The 19,142-nt window shown below is 54.9% G+C and carries 12 protein-coding genes; 6 read left to right on the top strand and 6 right to left on the bottom strand.

Annotated elements, in window-relative coordinates:
- Positions 1 to 146 precede the first annotated feature (146 nt).
- Positions 147 to 1,316 carry a serine hydrolase gene (locus tag ACQZQY_RS15495; RefSeq protein ID WP_056777378.1) on the bottom strand — a complete coding sequence of 390 codons (1,170 nt, stop codon included), beginning with the start codon at positions 1,314 to 1,316 and terminating at the stop codon, positions 147 to 149.
- A gap of 461 nt (positions 1,317 to 1,777) precedes the next feature.
- Here ACQZQY_RS15495 and ACQZQY_RS15490 point away from each other — a divergent pair, with 461 nt between their 5' ends.
- Together ACQZQY_RS15490 and ACQZQY_RS15485 are read left to right on the top strand one after the other, a co-directional pair.
- A complete protein-coding gene (locus ACQZQY_RS15490; protein WP_431295944.1) occupies positions 1,778 to 4,084 on the top strand; it encodes an FdhF/YdeP family oxidoreductase in 2,307 nt (768 codons plus the stop codon).
- Between the two features lie 148 nt (positions 4,085 to 4,232).
- Positions 4,233 to 6,176, top strand: coding sequence for an exoribonuclease II (locus ACQZQY_RS15485; RefSeq protein WP_431295943.1), 1,944 nt, complete (start codon positions 4,233 to 4,235; stop codon positions 6,174 to 6,176).
- A 112-nt stretch (positions 6,177 to 6,288) separates the two neighbouring features.
- Here ACQZQY_RS15485 and araC read toward each other — a convergent pair whose 3' ends face one another.
- The 4 genes from araC to ACQZQY_RS15465 all read right to left on the bottom strand — a co-directional run bounded on the left by araC (position 6,289) and on the right by ACQZQY_RS15465 (position 11,129).
- Positions 6,289 to 7,212: an arabinose operon transcriptional regulator AraC gene (araC, locus tag ACQZQY_RS15480; protein WP_056777252.1), complete on the bottom strand. Its 924-nt coding sequence runs from the start codon at positions 7,210 to 7,212 to the stop codon at positions 6,289 to 6,291.
- A gap of 176 nt (positions 7,213 to 7,388) precedes the next feature.
- Positions 7,389 to 8,393, bottom strand: coding sequence for an L-arabinose ABC transporter permease AraH (gene araH / locus ACQZQY_RS15475; RefSeq protein WP_056777255.1), 1,005 nt, complete (start codon positions 8,391 to 8,393; stop codon positions 7,389 to 7,391).
- Between the two features lie 17 nt (positions 8,394 to 8,410).
- Entirely contained in the window at positions 8,411 to 9,994 is a 1,584-nt protein-coding gene (gene araG, locus ACQZQY_RS15470) for an L-arabinose ABC transporter ATP-binding protein AraG (protein WP_122095368.1), read from the bottom strand.
- A 148-nt stretch (positions 9,995 to 10,142) separates the two neighbouring features.
- Entirely contained in the window at positions 10,143 to 11,129 is a 987-nt protein-coding gene (locus ACQZQY_RS15465; protein WP_056777260.1) for an arabinose ABC transporter substrate-binding protein, read from the bottom strand.
- A 416-nt stretch (positions 11,130 to 11,545) separates the two neighbouring features.
- On the opposite strand from ACQZQY_RS15465, the gene ACQZQY_RS15460 reads away from it, so the two are divergent.
- Together ACQZQY_RS15460 and araA are read left to right on the top strand one after the other, a co-directional pair.
- The gene (locus ACQZQY_RS15460) at positions 11,546 to 13,225 is read left to right on the top strand and encodes a ribulokinase (RefSeq protein ID WP_431295942.1); all 1,680 of its coding nucleotides are present in this window, start codon (positions 11,546 to 11,548) and stop codon (positions 13,223 to 13,225) included.
- A gap of 36 nt (positions 13,226 to 13,261) precedes the next feature.
- Positions 13,262 to 14,767: an L-arabinose isomerase gene (gene araA / locus ACQZQY_RS15455; protein WP_122095370.1), complete on the top strand. Its 1,506-nt coding sequence runs from the start codon at positions 13,262 to 13,264 to the stop codon at positions 14,765 to 14,767.
- A 100-nt stretch (positions 14,768 to 14,867) separates the two neighbouring features.
- Here the strand turns inward: araA and malI are convergent, their stop codons facing one another.
- A complete protein-coding gene (gene malI / locus ACQZQY_RS15450) occupies positions 14,868 to 15,899 on the bottom strand; it encodes a Mal regulon transcriptional regulator MalI (RefSeq protein ID WP_431295941.1) in 1,032 nt (343 codons plus the stop codon).
- 256 nt (positions 15,900 to 16,155) lie between these two features.
- Here malI and malX point away from each other — a divergent pair, with 256 nt between their 5' ends.
- Both malX and ACQZQY_RS15440 read left to right on the top strand, forming a co-directional pair.
- A complete protein-coding gene (gene malX / locus ACQZQY_RS15445; protein ID WP_431295940.1) occupies positions 16,156 to 17,769 on the top strand; it encodes a maltose/glucose-specific PTS transporter subunit IIBC in 1,614 nt (537 codons plus the stop codon).
- Between the two features lie 60 nt (positions 17,770 to 17,829).
- The gene (locus ACQZQY_RS15440; protein ID WP_431295939.1) at positions 17,830 to 19,014 is read left to right on the top strand and encodes a MalY/PatB family protein; all 1,185 of its coding nucleotides are present in this window, start codon (positions 17,830 to 17,832) and stop codon (positions 19,012 to 19,014) included.
- Positions 19,015 to 19,142: the final 128 nt, after the last annotated feature.

Genomic DNA, 19,142 nt, shown 5'->3' with positions numbered 1-19,142 from the left:
AAAAAGCAGAAAAATTACGCCAATTACATTTAAAAACAATAACTCCGTCATATTTTATAAATTATCAATACTTCAAATTTATGGCAAAAAAAAATCCCCGGTCATTTCACCAGGGATTATTAATACTTATTATTAAGGAAGTTATTTTAAATTTTCAGTTTCACATAATCGATCGCCCGACTGATGATTCCGCCCTCGGCGACATCTTCTAATGCCACCAGCGGCACGGTTTTAATTACTTTGCCGTTATCCACGATATTGATATTGCCCAACTCCTGCCCTTTTTTCAGCGGTGCTTCAACCTGCGGGTTGGTCAGAACATACTGTGCTTTCAGTTTATCGGCATCCGCCTGCGGTACGCTGATGAATACATCGCTCAGCGACCCGACTTTCACCTGCGAATTCGCACCGTACCAGACATGTTCATCAGAGACAGTCTGACCCGCTTTGAAAATCTGCTTGCTGGTGTATTCGCGGAAGCCCCAGGTCAGCAGTTTACGTGCCTGCTCTTCACGCCCTTTTGAACTTTTCCCGCCCATGACGACGGCAATCAGACGACGGTCACCCTGCGTTGCCGAAGCAATGATGTTGAAACCGGCGCTTTCGGTATGACCGGTTTTCAGGCCGTCTACCTGCAGGTTTTTATCCCACAACAGGCCGTTACGGTTTTGCTGAGTGATGTTGTCATATGTCAGCGATTTCTCGGCATACATCTGATATTCCTCAGGCTCGCCGCCAATGATGGCTCGGGAAAGCTTGGCGAGATCGTATGACGTCGTGAACTGCCCCGGCGCATCCAGACCGTGCACGGTTTCGAAATGGGTGTTGGTCAGGCCCAGGCTGACGACATATTTGTTCATCATGCCGACAAAACTGTCCTGGCTGCCCGCCACATAGTCAGCCATCGCCACGCAGGCATCGTTACCGGAGGTAATGATGATCCCGCGGATCAAATCGCGCACGGAAACACGGTCGCCCGGTTTGAGGAACATCAGGGAAGAACCATCGAGACTTTTATTACCCGCCACCCAGGCTTCCTGAGGCACGGTCACCACGTCATTCATGGTGATTTTTTTCTGATCCAAAGCACGGTCAATCACGTAGCCGGTCATCAGTTTGGTCAGGCTGGCCGGGTTACGGCGATCGTCCGGATTCCCTGCCGCCAGCACATCACCGCTAGCGTAATCCATCAGGACAAACGAGGCGGCATCAATGCTCGGTGGCACAACCGGGAAATCGAGTGGCGCGACAGCGTGGGCGCTGCCCGCAGAGAACATCAACACACAAGACAAAACACTTATTACACTACGTTTCACTGAGTCTTCCTTAAACGTGCCGTATTGACCTGCGCATAAAAATGCACAGGCAATATACAAAAAAATCATAGATTGAGATCTGCGGCATAGGGTGCCTTAAATCGGCGTACAGAAAAACCCTTAGTCTTTTGCTAAGCATTTCATAATGAAACGGTTCAGTTACAAGTTGGACGCTTTTTCAGCAAAACAGTCAGTTGCCCGCGCAATCAGTTTTGATTATCACAACCTGCTGTTTTTTAACCTGATGAAACGGACTTTAAGCCCCCGTCAGAACTGGGAAATGTGGATTTCGCGCCGAACTTTTTGCGCCATAGAGCTTATCTATCACACCATCACGGCATTCGATTAGACGTATTCCCCTCGCCCTCCTAAACTTGTGACATAAAATTAACAATCCGATTAACATTTTGCCGATCCGATTGTTTCCAGACCAGAATAAAAACCACCTGCGAAGCATAATTATGAAATTCAAAACTGAGATCAAACCCTACCACGGCGCGGCCGGTGGCTGGGGTGCATTAGAATCCACCACCCGTTTCGTCTTCGACAGTAAAAAAGTCCTCTCAAACTTACGTAACCTGATGCGTGTTAACAAAGGTCGCGGTTTTGACTGTCCGGGCTGCGCCTGGGGCGATGATAATCACAGTACGTTCAGCTTCTGCGAAAACGGGGCGAAAGCCGTCAGCTGGGAAGCCACCCGTAAAGCCGTCGAACCGGAGTTTTTCGCCCAGCACAGCGTGAGCAAACTGCGTGAGCAGAGCGATTATTTCCTGGAATATCAGGGACGTCTGACCCACCCGATGCGCTACAACCGCACCACCGACCATTACGAACCGATCAGCTGGGATGCTGCCTTTTCGCTGATCGCCAGCCATCTTAAAGGTCTGGAAAGCCCGGATCAGGCTGATTTTTACACCTCCGGACGCGCCAGCAACGAAGCCTCTTATCTGTATCAGGTGTTTGGTCGCATGTTCGGTACCAACAATTTCCCTGACTGCTCCAACATGTGCCATGAAGCCAGCGGCGTTGGCCTGAAACAGAGCATCGGCGTCGGTAAAGGCACGGTCCGTCTGGACGACTTTGAAAAAGCCGATGCCATTTTCGTCTTCGGGCAAAATCCGGGGACCAACCATCCGCGTATGCTGCACAGCCTGCGTCACGCAGCCGATCGCGGCGCGAAAGTGGTCAGCTTTAACACCCTGCGCGAACGTGGTCTGGAGCGTTTTGCCGATCCACAAAAACCGCTGGAAGTGGTCACACCGAAGGCCGGTCGCATCAGCTCCGCCTATTACCAGCCCAATCTGGGCGGCGATATGGCGGCCGTACGCGGCATCGTCAAAGCGCTGTTACAGACTCACCGCGAGCGCATTGCCTCCGGCCAGCCGTCCCTGTTCGATGACGCGTTTATTGCGCAAAACAGCGCTGGTGTGGACGAGTATCTGGCAATGGTGGATGCCACCAGCTGGGAAAAAATCACTGAACAGTCTGGCCTGAGCGAGCAGGATCTGCGCGAAGCCGCGGCTATTTATATGCACGCCGAACGCGTGATCTGTACCTGGGCGATGGGCATTACTCAGCACAAACATTCCGTGCCGACCGTGCGTGAAATCACCAACCTGCAACTGCTGTTTGGTCAGCTGGGTAAACCGGGCGCGGGGCTTTGTCCGGTGCGTGGCCACAGTAATGTGCAGGGTAACCGCACCATGGGTATCGACGAAAAAGCGCCGAAAGCCCTGCTGGATGCGATGGAAAAACATTACCATTTCACCCCACCGCGGACTCCGGGCCACAACACCGTAGAAGCGCTGGAAGCCATGCTGCGTAAAGAAGCGAAAGTGCTGATCTGCCTTGGCGGGAATCTCGCGGCGGCGGCACCGGATACACCACGTACCCTCCAGGCGCTGAGCAATCTTGAACTGTCGGTGCAGATCAGTACTAAACTGAATCGCAGCCACCTGACGCCGGGCCACGAAGCGCTGATCCTGCCAACGCTGGGTCGTACCGAGCTGGACATGCAGGCCACCGGTTCGCAGTTCATCACCGTCGAAGACTCTTTCAGCATGGTGCATGCGTCCGAAGGTGTGGGTATTCCGTTATCCAAAGAACAGCGTTCCGAAACGGCCATTGTCTGCGGTATCGCCGATGCGGTTCTCGGCGACAAATACCTCGACTGGATGGCGCTGGCGGATGATTACAATCTGATCCGCGATCACATCGAAGCGACCATTCCTGGCTTTAAAGACTTTAATGCGCGCTGCGACATTAAAGGCGGGTTCTATCTGGGCAATGCGGCGGCAGAACTGAATTTCAACACCCTGAGCGGCAAGGCGAATTTCAGCGCCGCGCCGTTGCCTGATGTGCTGATCCCAATGGGCGATCGCAATGCGCCGTTCACGTTGCAGACCCTGCGTTCCCATGACCAGTACAACACCACGATTTACGGCCTTGATGACCGTTACCGTGGTGTTTATGGCCAGCGTGAAGTGCTGTTTATTCACCCGCAGGATCTGGCCGATTTAGGGCTGAAAGACGGTGAACTGGTGGAAATCGAAACGCTGTGGAACGATGGCGTTGAGCGCAAAGTCAGCGGTTTCAAACTGGTGAGCTACGACATTCCGCGCGGCAATCTGGCGGCCTATTATCCGGAAACCAATCCGCTGGTGCCGATGTCTAGTTTTGGCGATCAGACCCACACCCCGACCTCAAAAGCGGTGCCGGTGACAATCCGTCGCTGTGAACACACCGTCGATCTGCAACGTATCGCCTGATCCCTTTTGCGGGGTGTGCCGTAAATCCTCCCTTTCGCGTCGGCGTTATGAGGCGAAAGGGGGGATAAGAGCTTGCCCGACGGTGCCAGATCGCGTAAAACTGTCTGCCGCTAATCGAGCCACATTAACCCCCAATTCTCTGGACGATATGTTTCAAGATAACCCGCTGCTCGCGCAGCTAAAACAGCAACTTCACTCTCAGACTCCACGTGTCGAAGGCATTGTGAAAGGCACTGAGAAAGGCTTTGGCTTTCTTGAAGTAGACGGCCAAAAAAGCTATTTCATTCCGCCTCCGTACATGAAAAAAGTCATGCACGGTGACCGCGTGATCGCCTCACTGCAAACCGAAAAAGAGCGTGAAGTCGTCCAGCCGGAAACCCTGGTTGAACCTTTCCTCAGCCGTTTTGTGGGTCGTGTGACCAAAAAAGACGACCGTCTTACTATTCTTCCCGATCACCCTTTATTACGTGATTCCATTCAGTGCCGCGTTGCCCGTAACATCAATCATGAAGTGAGCGACGGCGACTGGTGTGTGGCTGAAATGCGCCGCCACCCGCTGAAAGAAGGTGATCACAGCTTCCAGGCTGAAATCACCGAGTGGATCACCACCGGCACTGACGATCTCGCGCCGTGGTGGGTGACTCTGGCACGTCATAATCTTGAACGCGAGGCACCTAAATCTGACATCGCCGAACTGCGCGACGAAGGCCTGACCCGCGAAGATCTGACTGCCCTGCCGTTTGTCACCATCGACAGCGGCAGCACGCAGGACATGGATGACGCGCTGTATGTCAAAGACAACGGCGACGGCACCCTGCAAATGACCATCGCGATTGCTGACCCGACAGCTTATGTAGCGGAAGGCAGCGATCTCGACAATATTGCTAAAAAACGCGCATTCACCAACTATCTGCCGGGCTTTAACATCCCGATGCTGCCGCGTGAATTGTCCGACGACATCTGTTCACTGTGGCCGGATGTCAGCCGTCCGGTTCTGGCGTGCTCTGTGACGCTCAGCACCGATGGCACGCTGGGCAGTGACATTCGTTTCTTCGCCGCGTCCATCGAGTCCAAAGCCAAGCTGGCTTACGATAACGTGTCTGACTGGCTGGAAACCGAAGAGAAAAGCGAATGGCAGCCGGCCAGTGAGGTGATCGCCTCGCAGATCCGCCTGCTGAAACGCGTCTGTGACGTGCGCAGCGCATGGCGCACTGAGCACGCGCTGGTGTTTAAAGATCGTCCTGATTACCGCTTCGTGCTGGGTGAGAAAGGCAACGTGCTGGAAATCGTCGCCGAGCATCGCCGCATCGCGAACCGCATCGTGGAAGAATCGATGATTGCCGCCAACGTCTGTGCCGCCATCGCCCTGCGCGACAGCCTCGGTTTTGGCGTTTACAACGTGCACACCGGTTTTGATCCGCTGCTGGTTGAGAACGCGGTCACCGTGTTGCAGGCCAATGACGTGCAAGCCAACGCCGAAGAGATGCTGACACTGCCGGGCTTCTGCGCCTTGCGCCGTAAGCTTGATGCCTTGCCAACGCAGTTCCTCGACAGCCGCATTCGTCGTTTCCAGACCTTTGCAGAGATCAGCACCACGCCAGGGCCGCACTTTGGTCTGGGTCTGGAAGCTTACGCCACCTGGACGTCACCCATCCGCAAATACGGCGATATGGTGAACCACCGCTTGCTGAAAGCGATGATCCTGCAACAGTCTGCTGAGAAACCTCAGGATGAAATGACCGTACAGCTGGCAGAACGCCGTCGCGCGAACCGCATGGCAGAGCGTGATGTCGGTGACTGGCTGTACGCACGTTATCTGGAAGATAAAGTCGGTACTGAGGTGAAGTTCAGCGCTGAAATTATCGATGTGACCCGCGGCGGCCTGCGTATCCGTCTGCAAGATATCGGCGCCGTGGCGTTCATTCCTGCTCCGTTCCTGCACAGCGTGCGCGACGAGCTGGTGTGCAGCGCTGATACCGGCACCGTGCTGATTAAAGGCGAAGTGGCCTACCGCCAGAGTGACATCATTGATGTGACGATTGCGGAAGTGCGCATGGAAAACCGAAATGTGATCGCCCGACCTGCGGCGTAACTTTCGTCAGTACGTTAAAAAGAGAAAAGCCGGTTTTTATACCGGCTTTTTTTTGTCTGCTTTATCAGCGTTCGTCTGAATTTTGCTCATCACTGTTCAGGCTGTGAGAGGCTCAGAAGTGATAGGCCACCGCATTATCCGCCTGCGCCCGGTAAGGCTTTGCCGGGTAATTGATCTCGACGCTGCGGCGGCGGAAATCACTCGGGCTGACCCCCACCCGCTTGCGAAATACCCTTGAGAAGTACAGCTGATCGTCATATCCCACCACGCGCCCGATGGTCGCAATCGACTCCTGCGTCGTCTGCAACAGCAGTTTGGCGCGGATCACCCGCTGATCTTCGCGCCAGCGGAGAATGTTAATCCCCACCTGCTCGCGGAACAAATGCGCCAGCCGAGATGGCGACAGGCAGACATGGCGGGCGACTTCATCAATGCGCAGCTCACCGGCCAGATTACCGGTTATAAACTGACAGGCTTCGATAACGCGCGGATCCATAATTTTTTGCGGGCTCTGCGGGTCTTCTTCCATTGCACGCAGCAACAGACGTTCCAGCAGGTTCATGCCCAGTTCTTCGCAAAATCGGCGGCCTGATTTTTGCGTCTGTTCGATGTTAGCGAACAGCCGGTCGAATTCCAGCAACAGGGTGTTATTCGGCAAAGAGAGACGCCCGACGTCGCGGGTTTTGGTGTGCCATTCCAGCCAGTCGGCCCAGTAGGCGCGCGGACGGAAATAGACCCAGCGGTGATACCAGGAGTCTGCGTTAGCCGAGCGGCTGTAAAGATGGCGCGCTTTCGGCGGGAACAACAACAAATCGCCGGGGTTGCAATAAAAGGTATCCTCGCCGTCAAAGACTTTGCCCTGACCTTTTACCGTCAGGTTGAGAATAAAGCCTTTCATGCCGCCGGGGCGGTCAATGGCGAAATCCAGCGGGCCATCAGCAAGGATCGGTGTCATTCCGGCGACCAGATAAGCATTAAAACTGTAACCCGGTAACAGCGGATTTTGCTGCTGATCCTGAATCATGCGGTGATACATCGAACCTCCTGAACATCACGTGGCTATGGATTTTTCATCTATTCTAATCGGCGGTGAAAACGCTGCCAGTAAAGGTTATCAATTTGTGAACAACCACGCGTTTTTACGGCACTTAACCCCTGAAAGCGTTAAATGCCTTGAAAAAAGCGCGGTGAAAGCGTTATCACAAAACCGGTTTACAGGGTCTTTTTCGCTTTCTGCTTGTAGCGGTCGAAGATCACCGCCGCCAGCAGGATCAACCCACGCACCACGTACTGCGAGAACGGGGAAATGTTCAGCAGGTTCATGGCATTTTCAACCGTACCGAGGATCAAAATCCCGGATACCACGTAGGAAATCTTGCCAATACCGCCCTTCAGTGAAACGCCACCCAGCACACAGGCGGAGATGACGATCAGCTCAAAGCCCAGCGATGTCATTGGCTGGCCGCTGGTCATACGCGACGCCAGAATGATCCCCGCTGCCGCCGACACCAGCCCGGACAACATGAAAATGATGATTTTGGTACGCACCACCGGCACACCGGCCAGACGCGCCGCGTCCTCATTACCGCCAATGGCCAGCGTGTTACGCCCGAAAGTGGTTTTGTTGAGCAGCAGCCCGAAGATAATCAGGCAGCCGACGGTCAGCCAGATCGGTGCAGGCAGCCCGAACCAGTTGGCATAACCGAGGGCGAAGAAACGCTCGTCTTCGATACCGACCGCTTTACCGTCGGAAATGATATACGCCAGACCGCGCACAATCTGCATGGTTGCCAGCGTGGTGATCAGGGCATTGATTTTCAGCCGGGCGATCACGAAACCGTTGAGCAAACCGGTCAGCATCCCCAGCACCAGCCCCGCACCGACGCCAATCCACAGGCTTTCGGTGAGGTTAATCACCACCGCCGTGGTGACACCCGCGCAGGCAATGACCGATGCCACGGACAAATCGAAATCACCGGAGGCCAGACAGAACAACATGCCGCAGGCGACCATCCCGGACATTGAAATCGCCAGCCCCAGACCTTTCATGTTGATGAAAGAACTGAAGTTTGGCACGAAAATGGTACAGGCGATGAACAGCACGGCGAACACCACTAACATGCCGTAACTGTCCCAGATACGCATCAGGCCCTGGCCGCCGCGTGAAGCCGCTGAGGGTTGATCCGGTTTGGCGGAATTGGTTGTCATACTCGACATAATATTTTGCTCCTCGGTCAGGCTGCGTCAGGGGCAGAAGTCAGGTCTGGCGTTCGCAACATCGCGAGCCCCAGCGCTTTTTCTTCGGTGGCTTCGTCATGGGACAGTTCGCCGGAGATGGCGCCTTCGCGCATCACCACAATTCTGTCGGCCAGACCCAGCACTTCCGGTAAGTCACTGGACGCAAACAGCACCGCAATGCCTTGTTTTGCCAGAGAATAAATCACGTTATAAATTTCATGTTTCGCGCCGACGTCAATGCCGCGCGTCGGTTCATCCAGCAAAATCACTTTCATGTCTTCCGATAACCAGCGGCCAAGAATGGCTTTTTGCTGATTACCGCCGGACAAATTCATGATCAGCTGCTGATCGCTCGGGGTTTTAATATTCAGCGCCTCGATATGCTTGCGCGCATTTTTCGCTTCCCAGGCGTTGTTGATCAGGCACCCTGCTTTCACCGTTTTACGGCGGGCACTGATGTTGATGTTGTCGCGCACCGAGTGAACCGGAATGATGCCGTCAGCCTTGCGGTCTTCCGGGCAAAGCATGATGCCCTGACGAATGGCATCCGCCGGTTTACGGATGTTCATCACCGCACCGTCCAGCCTCAGTGTGCCGCCGGTTATGCGCGTGCCGCCGAATAATCCTTTCATCAGCTCGCTGCGCCCTGCACCGACCAGCCCGAACAGACCGACAATTTCCCCCTGACGCACCGTCAGGCTGACCGGCGTTCTCACGCCCGGCGCTTTGACTTCATCCAGTTCGAGGCGGATTTCGCCATGCGGACGCGGTGCGTAACCGTATATATCATCCAGATTACGGCCCACCATCGCCTGCACCAGTTTGCTGTTATCGACCTGCGTCATGTCGTCGAAGGTACGCACATAGCGGCCATCCTTGAATACCGTGACAGCGTCACTTAACGCGAAGATTTCTTCCATACGGTGGGAAACATACAAAATCACGCGCCCTTCGGCACGCAACTCACGGATAACTCTGAACAATTGTTCGATTTCACGGGCAGAGAGCGAACTGGTTGGCTCGTCAAAGGCAATGATTTTGGCGTTACGCGCCAGGGCTTTGGCGATCTCCACCATCTGCCACTGACCGATGGAGAGATACTTGAGCGGCGTATCCGGGTTGATGTCCAGCCCGAGGTGTTCGAGCTGAATTTTGGCTTCATAGCGCAGCAGTTTACGGTTCACAAAACCGTGTTTGCTCGGCAATTGTCCGAGGTAAATGTTTTCTGCCACCGTCATTTCCGGCACCAGATGTAATTCCTGATAAATAATCGCCACGCCCGCATCAAGTGCGTCAGTGGTTTTATTAAAACTGACCGGCTGGCCTTTAATGTGAATAACGCCCTGCGACGGCTGATAATTACCGCTGAGGATTTTTAACAGCGTCGATTTACCTGCGCCATTTTCGCCCATCAGTGCGTGAATTTGCCCGGCATAACAATTGAAAGAAATTCCGTCCAGCGCTTTCACGCCCGGAAAAGTTTTGCCAATGTCATGGAATTCCAGATACGGCTTGGCCGCATCAAACTCCGTCAGCGACGGTTTCAGCAAAGGCGTCTTGGTTGAAGATTGCTGAGTCATAGTGGCTACCTGGAAATTAAGTGAAGTTGAATGCACGCCACTGCACAGCAGAAAACAGTACGTAACCTTTTATAAATAACTTATAAAAAAAACTGTCGTCCGTTATGCAGCAGCGTTATCTGATGCTCTTTTCAAATGATCCCGGAAATTACATGAGCCCTTTTTTCTTCAATTCTTCTTTGAAGTTGTCGCGGGTGATTAACACAACGTCAGTTACTTCGGTGAATTTCGGTGGTTCAACGCCTTTGGTCACCCATTCGTTCAGCATCTGGATACTTTTGTAACCGTGGATATCCGGGCTGGGTAACAGGGAACCGTAGAAGCCGGTTTGCGCGCTTTTCGACAGCTCATTCACCGCATCCACACCGTTGATACCGATGCCGATCACGTTAGCCGCTTTAAAGCCCTGACCTTCCGTTGCACGCACGCCACCGAGCACGGTGTTGTCGTTCATGCCGATAATCAGCCAGTTTTTCACTTCAGGATGTTGCACCAGCAGGGAGTTACCGGCATCCAGTGCGCCAGGGATATCATTAGATTTGGTTGGCACTTTGTAGATCTGTTTTTCCGGGAAACCGGCCGCTTTCAGCGCGTCCATAGAACCGGAAGTACGACGACGTGCGGTGTCCAGCTCATCGGCGGTGATGGCCATGACGCCTGTCTCAGCCGGTTTCCAGCCACGTTTTTGCATCTCTTTATACAGTTCCTGCCCCTGACGTTCGCCGATTTTGGTCGCGGCCATCATCACTAATGGCACTTCTTCCATTGGCTTGCCTTTGGCATTCACGAACTGGTCATCCACCTGGATCACTTTCATGTCATAGCTGCGCGCTTTCGCCATGATGGCAGGCCCGAGACGGGGATCCGGCGTACAAATAACAAAACCTTTCGCGCCGTTCGCCGCCAGACTGTCAATCGCATTCAACGTTTTTTCACCATCCGGCACGGCGATTTTAATGACCTCGAAATTCAGGTCTTTACCGGCTTTATCGGCGAAGCGCCATTCAGTCTGGAACCAGGGTTCTTCAGGCTGTTTAACCAGGAAACCCAGCTTCGGATTTTCTGCTGCCATAGCTGAATGTGACATAACGGCTGCTAACCCTACCGCCGCTAATGCCTTAGTGAATTTATGCATGATGTTCTCCGACTTTTATTGTTGTTTTTCACAATTGCGCTCTGAAATCTGGTGGTTTGCCGCCATCGTGAAAACGTTATCAGTAGCGTAAGGAAACAAAGTGAGGATGCGCCGAAGTCCTGTGTATAGCGGATTTACGTCACACTCTCTTGTAAGACGGGTTAAGTTTTAGCGGTAATTTTGCAGCGGAATGTAGAGCGCTATCACACGCCGGGAAAACAGCAGGAATGTGCATAGATATAGCGATTTTAGCCAAACGCTAACATTTGACCAACCTCACAGAAACATCATTGGGAGCAGATTTGTGCATACTTCCAGCTAACGCCTCCTCACTGCCTTTTTGACATCCTCCTACTGTTAGAGCAATTCGATTCGCCGCCGTAATGACTACGGCAAACCTGAAGGAGTGAGAAAGAATGACGCAAGGTGCGATTGCTCTTGGTCTGGATTTTGGCAGCGATTCTGTCCGTGCACTGGCGGTAGATTGTCAGACGGGTGCTGAGATAGAAACGGATGTCGTGTATTACCCGCGCTGGAATGAAGGCCGTTACTGTGATGCGGCTAAAAATCAGTTCCGCCATCACCCGCTCGACTATATAGAAGCGATGGAGCAGGCGATAAAAAACGTGGTGACCCGCCTGGGCGATGAGCGCGCCGCCCGCGTGGTCGGTATCGGGGTCGATTCCACCGGCTCAACCCCCGCGCCTGTCGATCATCAGGGCAACATTCTGGCGCTGAACCCGGAATTTGCCGAAAACCCGAACGCCATGTTCGTGCTGTGGAAAGATCACACGGCAATAGAAGAAGCCGAAGAGATCAACCGTCTGTGCCGCAGCGGCGATTTCCCTGATTACTCCCGCTACATCGGCGGCGTCTACTCCTCCGAATGGTTCTGGGCGAAAATCCTGCACGTTTCCCGCGCTGACGCCGCGGTGAAAGAAGCCGCCGCGTCGTGGGTTGAACTGTGCGACTGGGTGCCCGCCCTGCTTTCCGGCACCACCGCGCCGGACAAAGTGGTACGCGGGCGTTGCAGCGCCGGGCACAAAATGCTCTGGCATCCGTCGTGGGGCGGCCTGCCACCGAAAGATTTCTTCGCCGCCCTTGATCCGTTGCTGGTCGAAAACCTGCCGTATCCGCTCTTTACCGATACCGTCACAGCCGAACAGGCCGTCGGTACCCTCACCCCTGAATGGGCAGAACGTCTCGGTTTACCGGCAAGCGTGGTGCTTTCGGGCGGCGCATTCGACTGCCATATGGGCGCCGTCGGTGCGGGCGCGCAGCCGTATACGCTGGTGAAAGTCATCGGCACGTCCACCTGCGACATTCTGATTGCCGATAAAGCCCGCGTTAACGATCGTGCCATTGCCGGGATTTGTGGTCAGGTCGAAGGCAGCGTGGTGCCGGACATGATCGGGATGGAAGCCGGGCAGTCTGCCTTTGGCGACATGTACGCCTGGTTCAGCCGTCTGCTGAGCTGGCCGCTGATTCAGGCGGCAAAAACCCATCCTGAACTGCAAACACAGTTAACCGCATTACAAAAAAATCTCCTGTCGGATCTCACCGCCGCCTGGGCCGCCAATCCGAAACTGGATCACCTGCCGCTGGTGCTCGACTGGTTCAACGGCCGCCGTACGCCGTTTGCCAACCAGCGCCTGAAAGGCGTGATTACCGATATCAATTTAGGTACCGAAGCGCCGGAACTGTTCGGGGGCTTTATCGCGGCCACCGCCTTTGGCGCACGCGCCATCATGGAGTGTTTCGAACAACAGGATATTTCGGTGGAAAACGTCCTGACCCTCGGCGGCATTGCGCGTAAATCGCCGGTCATCATGCAGGTGTGCGCCGACGCCATGAACCGTCCGCTGCAAATTGTCGCGTCTGATCAGTGCTGTGCGCTGGGTGCGGCGATCTTTGCCGCCGTCGCCGCCGGTGAATTCAGCGACGTGCCTGCCGCGCAGGAAAAAATGGCCTGCAGCATCGAACGCACGCTGCTGCCGGATCCGCAGCGTGTCGAGCAATATCAGCGCCTGTACGAACGTTATCAGCAATGGTGTGTCACGACTGAACCGCTGTTCGCAGCGAAGACGACGCATTAATTCCTCTTTCTCATATCCGATATTCAGGAGTAACAAATGGACGCGTTTAAACATCTCGAAGTGTGGTTCGCTATCGGCAGTCAGCATCTGTACGGGCCGGAAACGTTACGTCAGGTCAAAGAGAATGCCGAAAAAGTGGTGAACGGCCTGAACACGGAAGCCGGTTTGCCGATTAAGCTGGTGCTCAAACCCCTGGTGACCACGCCGGACGAAATCACCGCCCTGTGCCGCGAAGCCAACTACCACAACCCGTGCGTGGGGATCATCACCTGGCTGCACACCTTTTCACCGGCCAAAATGTGGATCGCCGGCCTGAGCATCCTGCACAAGCCGCTGTTACAGTTCCATACGCAGTTCAACGCCGAAGTGCCGTGGGACACCATGGACATGGACTTCATGAACCTGAACCAGACTGCGCACGGTGGCCGTGAATTTGGCTTCATCGGTGCCCGTATGCGTCAGCAGCATTCCGTGGTGGCCGGGCACTGGCAGGACGGCGAATCTCATCGCCGCATCGCTCAGTGGATGCGCGTATCAGCGGCGAAAAATGAAAGTCAGCACCTGAAAGTGGCGCGTTTTGGCGACAACATGCGTGAAGTGGCAGTGACCGAAGGCGATAAAGTGGCCGCGCAAATCCAGTTTGGCTACACCGTCAGCGCGTACGGTATCGGCGATCTGGTGAGTGTGATCAACGAAGTCAGCAAAGGTGACGTGGATACGCTGGTGGAAGAGTACGAAGCCACGTACCGTCTCACCGATACGGTCAAAGTCAACGGCGAACGCCGTGAAAACCTGCTGGACGCCGCGAAGATCGAACTGGGCATGACCCGATTCCTCGAGCAAGGCAAATTTGGTGCCTTCACCACTAACTTCGAAGATCTGCACGGCATGAAACAACTGCCGGGGCTGGCGGTACAGCGTCTGATGCAAAAAGGCTACGGCTTTGGCGGCGAAGGCGACTGGAAAACGTCTGCCCTGTTGCGCATCATGAAAGTGATGGCCAGCGGCCTGAAAGGCGGCACGTCGTTTATGGAAGATTACACCTACCACTTCAAACCAGGGAACGATCTGGTGGTGGGCTCGCACATGCTGGAAGTGTGCCCGTCGATTGCCAAAGAAGAAAAACCGTTGCTGGATGCGCAATTTCTCGGCATAGGCGGCAAAGCGGATCCGGCGCGTCTGATCTTCTCCACCCCGGCAGGTCCGGCGGTGAACGCCAGCGTCATCGACATGGGCGACCGCTTCCGTCTGCTGGTCAATCTGGTGGATACCGTCGAACAGCCTCATCCGCTGCCAAAACTGCCGGTCGCCCGCGCTATCTGGAAAGCCCAGCCATCACTGGCTACCGCGGCAGAAGCCTGGATCCTCGGCGGCGGCGCGCACCACACGGTATTCTCGCAGGCACTGGATATCGACGCGCTGCGTCTTTATGCCGAGCTTTCCGGAATTGAGTTGCTGGTGATAGATAACGACACGACGCTGGCAGACTTCAAAAACCAGATCCGCTGGAATGAGGTGTATTACAAGCTGTGCAGCCGTTAATCACGCAGGCCGTCGCCACGGCGGCCATGTGAATCACGCTGAGTCATCATGAGATTTCGCAGCGGCGCGCAGAGTCTGTTTCGCCGCTGTGAAATCCGCCTTACGCCGATTCCCTCTCCACCAGCCCCGGTGCGACGATAATATTTTGCGCCTCCAGATTTTGCCCCCCAATCCTCAGCATTAACCGGCGCGCCGCCGAATAACCAATTTCCCTGGCCGAGTTAACGATTGACGTCAGCGGAGGCTCGGTCAGCGCGGATTCCGGCGCATCTTCCATGCCGATCAGCGCGACTTTTTGCTGGAAGAAGTTATCAACAGCGCCGCCGCCGACCTGGGTGCCGGTACGCATCACGCCAAAATAGGCACCGAGCGCAACGGAGGCTTTATGGCAGACGATGGCGCTGATTTTCGGGTAACGGGATAACAAGGCTTCTGCTGCATCGGCGGCGCATTTCTGCTGATAATCACACTCGATGATCCACTCACTGCGAAACGGAAGGCCGTACTGCAACAGCGTGGCGCAGAACCCACCCAGCCGCTCGGCGCGGGTGAGCGAATTGCTCAGGCCGCCCAGATACGCGATCTGTTTATGCCCGCGTTTGATCAGATATTCGGTGGCCATTTTCGCGGCCAGCATGTTGTCCGGGCGCACCACATCTACGCCTTCGATACCGCCGGAGCGTGCCGCGCAGATCAGCGGCACCCCATGTTCTTCCACTTTTTCTTTCAGCCCTGCAATCGAATTCACCCCACCGGCGATAACGATGCCGTCAACGCCATGCGTCAGTAAGGTATCAAAACAGCGCTCAAGGCCCTTGCCGGTTGAGCCGCTTTGCAGCAGAAACAGCACTTTGCCCTGCGCCTCAAACATCTCGCTCAGCCCGGCGGTCATTTCGGCATAAAAAGGCTCGCAGATATCGCGAACAATCAGCCCGACCACGCCGGATTCGCCGCCGCGCAGCGTACTGGCCTGACGGTTGCGCACGAACCCCAGTTCATCGACCGCACGGTTTACGCGCTCGGAGGTGGTCTGTGAAATTCGTCCTTTGCCGCTCAGCACCAGTGACACCGTGGTAACGGAAACTCCCGCGTGCTGCGCGACGTCAATAATCGTGATTTTTTTATGATTCATTGGACGTCATCGTTCATTTCAAACTCCATAAAACGGGATCCTTTCCCGCCCGCATTATTTACAACATTAAAAAATAAGCGTGGTCAGACAGTTATACCTAATTCACCGGATTGAGTAAAACGTTAAACCTGCCACCAGACCCCGCACACAGGGAATGATCGAATATTGTGATTCACGCCACGTATTATTTAGGTAAAACGTTTTATCTTTAGCGCCGTCAACACACAGCTAACACCAACACTTACAGGGAGCAGCTATGCCTGCCAGTAAAAAACAAAAAATTACGCTTTGGGAATTCTTCCAGAGTCTGGGTAAAACCTTCATGCTGCCGGTGGCTCTGCTGTCGTTTTGCGGCATCATGCTGGGCATCGGCAGCTCGTTAAGCAGCCACGATGTGGTGACCCTGCTCCCCGCACTGGGCAATCCGATCCTCCAGCTGATTTTCGTCTGGATGAGCAAAGTCGGTTCCTTCGCGTTCAGCTTCCTGCCGGTGATGTTCGCTATCGCTATCCCGCTGGGCATGGCGCGTGAGAACAAAGGCGTCGCGGCGTTTTCCGGCTTCGTCGGCTTCGCGGTGCTGAATCTGGCGATTAACTTCTACCTGACCGCCAACGGCACGCTGCCGACCGTGGATCCTGCGGTACTGAAAGCCAACAACATCCAGATGATCCTCGGTATTCAGTCTATCGACACCGGTATTCTGGGCGCGGTGATCGTCGGTATCATCGTGTACATGCTGCATGAACGCTACAATACCATCCGCCTGCCGGATGCACTGGCCTTCTTCGGCGGTACCCGTTTCGTGCCTATCGTCACCACCGTGGTGCTCGGTTTAGTCGGTCTGCTGATCCCGCTTATCTGGCCGTTCTTCGCCGCAGGCATCAACGGTCTGGGCCGTCTGATTCAGGGCGCGGGCGTGTTCGGGCCGATGATTTTTGGTTCCGGCGAACGTCTGCTGCTGCCCTTCGGTCTGCACCATATTCTGGTGGCACTGATCCGCTTCACCGAAGCCGGCGGTACGCTGGATGTCTGTGGCCGTGAAGTGAGCGGCGCGCTGACCATCTTCCAGGCGCAGCTTTCCTGCCCGACCACGCACGGTTTCTCTGAGAGTGCCACACAGTTCCTGTCTCAGGGTAAAATGCCAGCCTTCCTCGGCGGCCTCCCGGGCGCAGCGCTGGCGATGTACCACTGCGCGAAACCTGAAAACCGTCATAAAATTAAAGGCCTGCTGATTTCCGGCGTGGTGGCGTGCGTGGTGGGCGGCACCACAGAACCGATCGAATTCCTGTTCCTGTTCGTGGCGCCAGTGCTGTATGTGATCCACGCTATTCTGACCGGTCTGGGCTTCACCATTATGTCGGTTCTGGGCGTCACCATCGGCAATACCGACGGTAACATCATCGATTTCGTGGTCTTCGGCATCCTGCACGGCACGGCAACCAAATGGTATCTGGTACCCGTTGTGGCAGCCATCTGGTTTGCGGCTTACTATGCCATCTTCCGCTTCTCCATCATGCGCTTTAATATCAAAACGCCGGGTCGCGAATCGGAAAGTATGCCTGACGCCGCGCCGGTGCCTTCTTCCAGCAAATCCGGCTACAACGTCCCGGCTATTCTCAGCGCGCTGGGCGGTGCCGAAAATATCGTCTCTCTTGACAACTGTATCACCCGCCTGCGCCTTTCCGTCTCGGATATGTCACGGGTGGATGACGTAACACTGAAAGCTAACCGTGCCATTGGCGTGGTTCATCTCAACGACCACAATTTGCAGGTCGTGATCGGGCCGCAGGTACAGTCGGTGAAAGATGAACTGGATTATCTGATCCGCGAAGCGGCCAGCCATTCAGCTCCGCAAGGGGTGACGGCGTAAGCACTGAATCCGCAGGGCGACCTAGTGTCGCCCTTTTCAGCTTTCTTCAGGGAGTGAAAAATGACTTCAACTTCTTTCGATTTCTCGACCGTGGTGGATCGCCACGGCAGCTGGTGTACGCAGTGGGATTACGTCGCTGACCGTTTTGGCAGCGCTGATTTACTGCCCTTCACCATCTCCGACATGGATTTCGCCGCCGCGCCGTGCATTCTCGACGCCTTACAAAAACGTCTGCAACACGGCGTCCTCGGCTACAGCCGCTGGCAGCACGACGATTTCCTCGGCGCTGTCGCGCACTGGTATCAGCAGCGATTCAACAGCCAGATCGATCGCGACATGGTGGTATACGGCCCGTCGGTGATTTACATGGTGGCGCAACTGATCCGCCAGTGGAGCCAGCCGGGTGACGGCGTGGTGACCTTCACCCCCGCTTACGACGCATTTTTCAAAGTGGTGGAAGGCAATCAGCGCACCATGCTTTCCAGCCCGCTGACCAAAAAGGGCAACGACTGGGCGCTGGATCCCCGCCAGCTGGAAACGCTGCTGGCACAGCCGACCTGCTCAGTGCTGCTGTTATGCAGCCCGCACAACCCGACCGGAAAAGTCTGGACGCGCACAGAACTGACGCTGATTGCTGAACTGTGTGAGCGCCACAACGTGCGGGTGATCAGCGATGAAATCCACATGGACATGGTCTGGGGCGACAATACGCATACGCCATGGAATGAAACCGGCCGTGGCGTATGGGCGCTGCTGACTTCCGGCTCGAAAAGCTTCAACATTCCGGCGCTGACCGGCGCTTACGGGCTGATCAGCCACAAAGCGCAGCGCGATGCCTACCTGCATCAGCTCAAAGCCTGCGACGGCTTATCCTCTCCGGCAGTGCTGGCGATCCACGCTCACGTGGCTGCTTATCAGGCCGGTGAACCCTGGCTGGATGCGTTGCGCAACTATTTGCAGGGCAATCTGCGCTATGTGGCCGACAAGCTGAATGCTGCGTTCCCGGCCCTCAACTGGCAGCCGCCGCAATCCACCTACCTGGCGTGGATCGACCTGCGCCCGCTGGGCATTGACGACAAACTGCTGCAAAAAGAGCTGATCGAACATCAAAAAGTCGCCATCATGCCGGGATATACCTACGGTGAAGGAGGCAACGGTTTCCTGCGTCTCAATGTCGGCTGCCCGCGGTCGAAAGTTGAATCAGGCGTTGAAAAATTAATCAGCGGTATCAATGCATTACGGTAAGCGCTTCCCCCTGCGAAGGGGGAGGCAAGTAATACTAAGCCTCTGTTTTATAGGAATATAAATAAACCGTTATAAAGTTATATCCTGTTTTTTTGTTCTGCATAAAATTTATCTAAACAATGCATTAC

The sequence above is a fragment of the Rahnella sp. PAMC25559 genome (genome assembly GCF_050632365.1).
Classification (GTDB): domain Bacteria; phylum Pseudomonadota; class Gammaproteobacteria; order Enterobacterales; family Enterobacteriaceae; genus Rahnella; species Rahnella rivi.
Note: the sequence above shows the minus strand (reverse complement) of the source record. Positions and strands in the feature narration are given on the sequence as shown.

What these genes read in the sequence shown, in the direction of transcription:
- ACQZQY_RS15490 (WP_431295944.1), top strand. Translation starts at nt 1,778, where the DNA reads ATGAAATTCAAAACTGAGATCAAACCCTACCACGGCGCGGCCGGTGGC.
- ACQZQY_RS15485 (WP_431295943.1), top strand. Translation starts at nt 4,233, where the DNA reads ATGTTTCAAGATAACCCGCTGCTCGCGCAGCTAAAACAGCAACTTCAC.
- araC (WP_056777252.1), bottom strand. Translation starts at nt 7,212, where the DNA reads ATGTATCACCGCATGATTCAGGATCAGCAGCAAAATCCGCTGTTACCG.
- araH (WP_056777255.1), bottom strand. Translation starts at nt 8,393, where the DNA reads ATGTCGAGTATGACAACCAATTCCGCCAAACCGGATCAACCCTCAGCG.
- araG (WP_122095368.1), bottom strand. Translation starts at nt 9,994, where the DNA reads ATGACTCAGCAATCTTCAACCAAGACGCCTTTGCTGAAACCGTCGCTG.
- ACQZQY_RS15465 (WP_056777260.1), bottom strand. Translation starts at nt 11,129, where the DNA reads ATGCATAAATTCACTAAGGCATTAGCGGCGGTAGGGTTAGCAGCCGTT.
- ACQZQY_RS15460 (WP_431295942.1), top strand. Translation starts at nt 11,546, where the DNA reads ATGACGCAAGGTGCGATTGCTCTTGGTCTGGATTTTGGCAGCGATTCT.
- araA (WP_122095370.1), top strand. Translation starts at nt 13,262, where the DNA reads ATGGACGCGTTTAAACATCTCGAAGTGTGGTTCGCTATCGGCAGTCAG.
- malI (WP_431295941.1), bottom strand. Translation starts at nt 15,899, where the DNA reads ATGAATCATAAAAAAATCACGATTATTGACGTCGCGCAGCACGCGGGA.
- malX (WP_431295940.1), top strand. Translation starts at nt 16,156, where the DNA reads ATGCCTGCCAGTAAAAAACAAAAAATTACGCTTTGGGAATTCTTCCAG.
- ACQZQY_RS15440 (WP_431295939.1), top strand. Translation starts at nt 17,830, where the DNA reads ATGACTTCAACTTCTTTCGATTTCTCGACCGTGGTGGATCGCCACGGC.